Genomic DNA, 7,252 nt, shown 5'->3' with positions numbered 1-7,252 from the left:
CAGAAACTAGGAATGTATATTTCAACGGATAAAGGTACTAATGAAATAAAGTATACTGATAAAGAAATGATGATTAACGTAAAAGCCAAACCTAGATATGGTTTGTATGGAAAAGAAGTCATTACCTATAGAAAGGATTCAAAACATAATAAATGGCAGGAGATAGAAGGTAAATATAATACTTACTCTGGTAACGTTACATTTAACACAGGTTCATTAGGAGTTTTTGGATTATATATAACGGATCAAGAAAAAATGGATACTGTAACTCCTACGGTTCCAACTCACTGGTCTGAAGCTGCAAGAAAAGAAATAGCTGGTAAATATAAGATAAGTGGACTTGATAATTATAATCCAGATAATAATATTACTGAAAATCAAATGTTGAATATTATGTATGGAATATTAACTGAAGAAAGAAATATTGATCTAGCTAAATATATTGATAAGAATACTATGAGACATTTGACTAATTCTGGAATAAGTAAAACAGGTACCCATGACAAGTCAACAGTGTCAAGAGAAGCAGGATTCAATATGTTTGTTAGGACTTATGAGATAATGAATGACAAATCAATAAAATATGACAGCAATGTTCTTAGTAATCTTAAGAAGGATTCGACTATAGATAGTGCTTATAAGGAGAGTATTGCAAAAGCAGTAAAACTTGGATTGATTAGCAATGCCAATGATATAAGGGCAAAAGACAGTATGAAGTATGGAGAAGTATTTAGCATATGGTCCAAGATTGAGTGATAAAAAAGTCTAGAGGGGAGGAATGAGTTTAATGAAAAAATATGTTATAATACTTACAATAATAACCAGTCTATTTATTAACACAACTATGGTGTCCGCTGTTTCTAGCAGAGTAATATACAATTTTACTCAGTATTCTGAAACTAACGGAGAGATAGAATTATCTTGGAATGCTGATGATAATAACGATGAAATACAAATAATAAGTTATTATTTGACTAATGATAATGTTTTGGAAGTAACATATAGAGTTGGAAGTAACATTCCAAAAGGGTTTAATAAAATGACTATAGATAGAATAAATTTTCCAGTGAGAATCATCTTGAAGATGCAAAAGGCTGAGCAAGATATTCTAACTGATCTACCAGAGGATAAAGTAAATAGATACGATATACTTAATTTATATGATAGAGGTATTATTAATGGTTATGAAGATAATTCATTCAAGCCTAATAATAATGTAGTTAGAGCTGAATTTTTTGCCATGTTGGCTGCGACTGCTGATTATGAGATTGATACTGGATCAGAATCTATTTTTAAAGATGTAGATAATGCTTTTTGGGGCAGGAAGTATATTATGACTTTAGCTAATAAAGGTATTGTATCAGGAAATGGTAATGGGCTTTGTAATCCTAAGGGAGATATAACTATTGGTGAAGTCTTGAAAATAATAGATAAGACTTTTAGATTCCATGATGAATCAAGTAGTTACAAAGCGCCTACAGTTAATCACTGGAGCAATGAGAACTTTGTCAATATGGCAAAAGCAGATATAGTCAGGGATATAGATGTTTTCTATAATCCATATAAACCTAATATGAAGGCTACAAGACAACAATGTGCGACTATTTTGTCAAGAGTATTACAGACTAATTATACGATAAAATAATATTATGATATATAATAATTACTTGGTGTAAATTGAATAAAATTCCCCCTAAGTGTTCATACTTCTAATATATTAAAGTATGAGATTGGGGGATTTTTTATGTTAAGGAAAATTACATGTATTATTTTGGTTTTTGCTGCACTGATAGTAGCTAATGATGTAGAAAAGATGATTGTAAATGGTGAAGAAAAATTACTGACAACTTTTAACGAAGTCAATTTTACACTCTGTGAAACCGATCTGAATATGTGGGGAGAGTATAGTAAAAGTTATATGACTAAATCAGAAATGGAAAAACTTGCTCTAGAAGTTGTAAATAAGCTGGGATTAGAACCAGAATACAATGAAGATTATAATTCTAAAGAATTCAAAAAAGTCTATAGTATCAATAAGAAAACAAAAGAAGCAGATACAACAATTAAAGTAGTAGAAATTATAGAAGAAGTGGCTAATAATGGATTAAAGGTAGAGAATTATATAGTCATAAATATTGTTCTAAATGATAAATGTGGCAGCATACTCTATTTCAGAGACAAGATCACTGAGATATTCCAAGAAATGAATATGGATGCGAGAGATAATCTCACTATTACAAGTAAGCACAAAGGAAAGTTGGATGAATCTAAGGCAAAAGAGATAGTTAAGCAGATTGCAAATAAGATGAGCTGTCAGGTAAAAGATAGTTTCAAAACAGAAAACATATACAGCATTTATGGATATTCCAGATATATTGATGAACATATAATCACTGAAGGCGAAAAAATCAATGTTGATCTGGCATTGACTTATAATGAATTAGAAGATATGACCTATTTATATGCTGCTATTCCAGTTATAACCATTGATTATTAAGATTTAATCAATAAGTAAGTAGTAGAGATTATTATTTATATAGCACTATATGAGAGGATAAGATGACTTGAATAAATTAGAAATAATGAAAAGCAGTAAGCTAAGAGGTAATGTTAAGATAAGTGGTTCAAAAAATGCTGTTCTACCAATAATAGCTGCATCTATATTGACAAATGAGCATTGTTATATAGAAGACGTACCTGACCTGACTGATGTGAAAAATATGAAAGACATTTTAGTTAATATAGGTGTAGAAATAGATTGGGATAAAAAAAATAAAATATTGGATGTCAGAGCAGATGATATTAAATCAACTGATATGACATGTGAAGATATAGGACAGAAGATAAGAGCATCTGTCCTTATGTTAGGTCCAATGCTATCAAGAAAAGGAAAAACCAAGATTTGTATGCCTGGAGGATGTGTTATTGGAAATAGACCTATTGACCTTCATATAAAAGGATTGACAGCTTTAGGGGCTCATATAAGCATGGAGCACGGATACATTGAAGCAATAGCTAAGAAGCTTATCGGGGCTAAGATATATTTAGATTTTCCTAGTGTAGGTGCAACAGAGAATATAATGATGGCAGCAGTTATGGCAGAAGGTAAGACCACTATTGAAAATGCCGCCATTGAGCCTGAGATTGTAGATTTAGCTAATTTTCTACTTAAGATGGGGGCTGATATCAAAGGTGCTGGAACAGATACTATTATTATAGAAGGTGTATCCAAATTGCATGGTGTTAGACATGAGATAATTCCAGACAGGATGGAAGCTGGTACATTCATGATAGCAGCAGCAATAACTGGTGGTGATTTAACTATAGAAAATATTATTCTTGATCACGTTAATCCTATTATTGCAAAACTTGAAGAAAGTAATGTAACCGTTGAGGCTAATGATGATAGAATTAGAGTAAAAAGTAATGGTAAAATAAAGGCTGTTGACATAACAACACTTCCATTTCCTGGATTTCCAACAGATATGCAAGCTCCTTTCATGGCATTGATGTCTATTGCAGAAGGAACTAGTGTTATAGTTGAGACCATTTTTGAAAACAGGTTCATGCATGTAGGTGAGCTGATTAAAATGGGGGCAAATGCAAAAGTAGAAGGACGAAGCTGTATAATTGTAGGGGTGAATGAGTTAATGGGAGCTAATGTATATGCCTCAGATCTCAGGGGTGGAATTGCTCTTTTGTTAGCTGGATTATGTGCAGAGGGTAAAACAGTAATAAATGATATAAAGTATATTGAAAGAGGATATGAAGACGTAGTAGAAAAATTTCTTTCCATAGGAGCTAATATAAAAAAATATTGATATATTTAAGAACCAAACCATTTAAGAAGCATATATTTATATTGACATATAAATTGGAGGATTTTAAAGTGGATAAATATAAAGACCCTTACCAATACTATTATAATCCATATTCTGTGACAGATGGAAGAGATGATACCTTTGGGTACGGTAATTATGGGTATAGAAAAAATGGTTCCAGTCAAAATAGATATAATGACAACAGATATAATCAGAATAAATATAACCAAAATCGATATAGTAAAAACGGCTATGACAGAAAATATGACTCTGGAATGTATATGAACCCTAATATGCAAGTTCCTATTCAAATGCCAGTAGAAGATTATAATGGTATGGATGAGATGGATAAAAAGAAAATGAGAGTCCTATATCCTGAAGTTTGCAAAAAAATTCAATATTACATTGATGAAGAATGCGATAAGATGGATCATAGTGGAAGCTACATGTATGATGATTACCCAGAGAAAGAGTTCATAGAAATGATAACAGATAAAATCTACGAAGCAGTAGAAAAAGATAATACAATAGATATAAAGGAATTTACAGAAAAAATAGAGAATAACAATATAGATGATAGTGAAATAGAGCCTTCAAGCAAAAGATGCGGGTTCTACAGAAAACCTAATAGATGGTTAAGAAATACAATTCAAGTCATGCTGGTGAATGAAATGTATGGACGAAGATGTAGAAGATCTAGAAGAAGATGTTACAGAAAACCAATATGTTATCCAAAACCATATTATTATAGATATCCTGACTTTTTTGAATAAGATTCATAGTATATAATACGTTTTCTTACAAAATGGTCATTTTATTATAAATGAATCATAACCAACTTAATTTCCTCAAGTAATAAATATGAATGAAGTAGGGAATAATAAAATAAATTTAATATATAAGTTAAATAGACAATAATACATTTTATAGCTTATATTAAAAACTAATTTTGCGAGGAGTGACAGTTTGTGAAATGTAAGGATTCGGATGTTTTTGCTCTTGAAAGTAGTATTGAAAAAATATTAAATACTGGTAAGTGGAAAGATGTTAAAGAGATTGAGTCAGAATTAAAATCATCTGAAGAAGTAAAATACAAAAATTGGTTCAATAGAAAAAATAATGATTTTAATAGTGAACATGCAGAAGAGTTGTTTTATAAAGAGTTAATGGACAGAATGTGCAAATTATTTCCTATGAAATATAAGCATGACAGTGAATCAGCTGTTTATGGTAGGATAATGGGCCATCATAATAATATTAAATGAGAACTACTTAATTGTAGTTCTTTTTATTATTTTATATAGAAAACCAAGAGATAGATATACTTTTTTGATAAAGTCTTAATCTATTTTTAATAATTACTAAGTAAATATAAACAATAATGAATAATTTGTTAACAATTATTGAAGTTTTCTTTAACTTGTAGAATAACATTTTATTACATGTTATAATGGCACTGTACTTAAGGTAAATCATTTAATTGAAATATTACCTTAAGAGTAATTAAGGGGGCTTGTATATGAGTCAAGACGTAGAAAAAGTACTAGTGTGTATAACTATACAGAAGAACTCAAAAAGATTAATAAGAAAAGGTGCAGAAATCGCAAATGAGATAAATGGAGAGCTTCATATACTACATGTTGAAAAAGGGATGAGTATATTCAAGAATGAACAATCTATAGAGTTATTAGAAGAATTATTTGAGTATGGAAAGCAGTTAGGTGGAGAAGTCCATTTCTTAAGCGGTAAAGATGTACCAAGTAAGATAGTGGAATTTATTAAATCAATGCAAATTACTAGATTAGTTTTAGGTCAAACTATGAGAAGCAAACTTCGTAGATTGTTAACAAAAGATATTGAGAACAACGTCCTTAGCCAGACAAATGAAGTTGAATTGTTAATACTAGAAAGGAACAATCATGACAATAAAAAATTCATAAAAGATAAGAAATTATTTTCCAATTAATTTTAATTTGATTTTATTATGAAAATCATTTAAAATATAATAAGCCTAGAGATTGAAATATATGTTATATATTGTTAATTTATAATTTTATATTTTTATTTCACTAAAGAAAATAAAAGGAGTGGCAATAATAATGAAGAAAGTCAACAAGCTTATTTCAGTATGTTTAGTGCTTGCAATGGCAACAGTTATGTTCGCAGGTTGTAGCAAAGGTAAAGCTACTGATAATAAGGACACAGAAACAAAAGTAGTAGCGACAATAAATGGTGAACATAATGTTATTCTAGGGGAAGTTAATTTACGTTTAAGACAAATAGAAGCGCAATATGAAGGAATGTTTGGACCTGATGTATGGGACCAGCAGCTAGAAGATAATAAAACTGTAGTTGATATAGCAAAAGAAAACGCGTTATTTTCTGCAGAGAGTTCTAATATACTAGCTTTAGTAGCAAAAGAAAAAGGTGTAGAAATATCTGATGAAGATGCTAAAAATAATGAAAAATCAGCTGAAGAGTTCTTAAATAAATATGAAGAACAATTCGGTAAAGATAAAATGGCAGAAGATGGAATTACTCTAGATGTTGTTAAAAAACTTCTTGAACAGCAAACATTGACTCAAGCTTTATTTGAACAAGAAATGAAAGATTATGAAGCTGATGAAGAAGAACTAAATGCATTATTAGACCAAAGTCAAGAGTATAAAGGTTACCAAGAAAATGGATATGACTATTATGCTAAGCAAGTAAGAGTAAGACATATATTATTAATAACAACAGATGATGCAGGCCAACCATTACCTGAGGATAAAAAAGCTGAAGTTAAAACAAAAGCAGAAGAAGTATTAGCTAAAGTCAAAGCAGGAGAAGATTTTGAAGCTTTAGTAAAAGAATACTCAGAAGACCCAGGTTCAAAAGATAAGGGCGGAGAGTATACATTTGGTAGAGGTTCTAATTTTGCTCCAGAGTTCACTGAAGTATCATTCAGCATGGAACCAGGCGATGTTAGTGAGCTTGTAGAAACATCATTTGGATATCACATTATTAAATTAGAAGAAATTATTGAGCCAACAGAAGAAGATATCCAAGCTCTTAAAGATCAAGAACAAAAAATTAAAGATTCTGCAATCGAACAGTTAAAGTATCAAGCATTTGATGCTAAATACAAAGAATGGGAAAAAGAATATACAGTAGAAGAAAACGAAGAAGTTGTAAAGACTATTGTAGTAAGACAATCAAGAAATACTGTTGAAGAAGAAGACAGTACTACTGATACAGATAAATCAGATGAGACTAAAAATGATGATTCATCTAAAGATGACGGTTCAACAGATGATACATCAAAAGATGATGCTTCTGACGACAAAACTCCAGAAGATAATGCAACTACAGATGATGCAGAAGATACTACTACTGATAATAACTAATTCCTAACAATATGAGTAATTAGATGTATATTTATACTCTAA

At 30.3% G+C, this 7,252-nt stretch carries 8 protein-coding genes; all 8 read left to right on the top strand.

The features are described 5' to 3' along the window. Nucleotides 1–756 (top strand): hypothetical protein (locus tag AACQ14_RS08530; protein WP_339363153.1); only part of this gene is annotated, 756 nt, incomplete at its 5' end. Between the two features lie 31 nt (nucleotides 757–787). Further along, nucleotides 788–1,645 (top strand): S-layer homology domain-containing protein, encoded by an 858-nt coding sequence (locus AACQ14_RS08525; protein ID WP_339363152.1) that lies wholly within the window; start codon nucleotides 788–790, stop codon nucleotides 1,643–1,645. Nucleotides 1,646–1,744: 99 nt separating this feature from the next. Continuing rightward, nucleotides 1,745–2,497, top strand: a complete 753-nt coding sequence (locus AACQ14_RS08520; protein WP_339363150.1) for a YwmB family TATA-box binding protein — start codon at nucleotides 1,745–1,747, stop codon at nucleotides 2,495–2,497. Between the two features lie 67 nt (nucleotides 2,498–2,564). After that, nucleotides 2,565–3,821, top strand: coding sequence for a UDP-N-acetylglucosamine 1-carboxyvinyltransferase (gene murA / locus AACQ14_RS08515; protein WP_339363149.1), 1,257 nt, complete (start codon nucleotides 2,565–2,567; stop codon nucleotides 3,819–3,821). A gap of 68 nt (nucleotides 3,822–3,889) precedes the next feature. Continuing rightward, nucleotides 3,890–4,594 carry a hypothetical protein gene (locus AACQ14_RS08510; protein ID WP_339363148.1) on the top strand — a complete coding sequence of 235 codons (705 nt, stop codon included), beginning with the start codon at nucleotides 3,890–3,892 and terminating at the stop codon, nucleotides 4,592–4,594. Between the two features lie 195 nt (nucleotides 4,595–4,789). Further along, on the top strand, nucleotides 4,790–5,086 hold the full coding sequence (locus AACQ14_RS08505) for a hypothetical protein (RefSeq protein WP_339363147.1): 297 nt from the start codon (nucleotides 4,790–4,792) through the stop codon (nucleotides 5,084–5,086). A gap of 254 nt (nucleotides 5,087–5,340) precedes the next feature. Next, nucleotides 5,341–5,787, top strand: a complete 447-nt coding sequence (locus tag AACQ14_RS08500; RefSeq protein ID WP_339363146.1) for a universal stress protein — start codon at nucleotides 5,341–5,343, stop codon at nucleotides 5,785–5,787. Nucleotides 5,788–5,920: 133 nt separating this feature from the next. Continuing rightward, nucleotides 5,921–7,210, top strand: coding sequence for a peptidylprolyl isomerase (locus AACQ14_RS08495; protein ID WP_339363145.1), 1,290 nt, complete (start codon nucleotides 5,921–5,923; stop codon nucleotides 7,208–7,210). Nucleotides 7,211–7,252 lie beyond the last annotated feature (42 nt).

The sequence above is a fragment of the Vallitalea maricola genome (genome assembly GCF_036985595.1).
Classification (GTDB): domain Bacteria; phylum Bacillota; class Clostridia; order Lachnospirales; family Vallitaleaceae; genus Vallitalea; species Vallitalea maricola.
Note: the sequence above shows the minus strand (reverse complement) of the source record. Positions and strands in the feature narration are given on the sequence as shown.

What these genes read in the sequence shown, in the direction of transcription:
- AACQ14_RS08500 (WP_339363146.1), top strand. Translation starts at nt 5,341, where the DNA reads ATGAGTCAAGACGTAGAAAAAGTACTAGTGTGTATAACTATACAGAAG.
- AACQ14_RS08520 (WP_339363150.1), top strand. Translation starts at nt 1,745, where the DNA reads ATGTTAAGGAAAATTACATGTATTATTTTGGTTTTTGCTGCACTGATA.
- AACQ14_RS08495 (WP_339363145.1), top strand. Translation starts at nt 5,921, where the DNA reads ATGAAGAAAGTCAACAAGCTTATTTCAGTATGTTTAGTGCTTGCAATG.
- AACQ14_RS08525 (WP_339363152.1), top strand. Translation starts at nt 788, where the DNA reads ATGAAAAAATATGTTATAATACTTACAATAATAACCAGTCTATTTATT.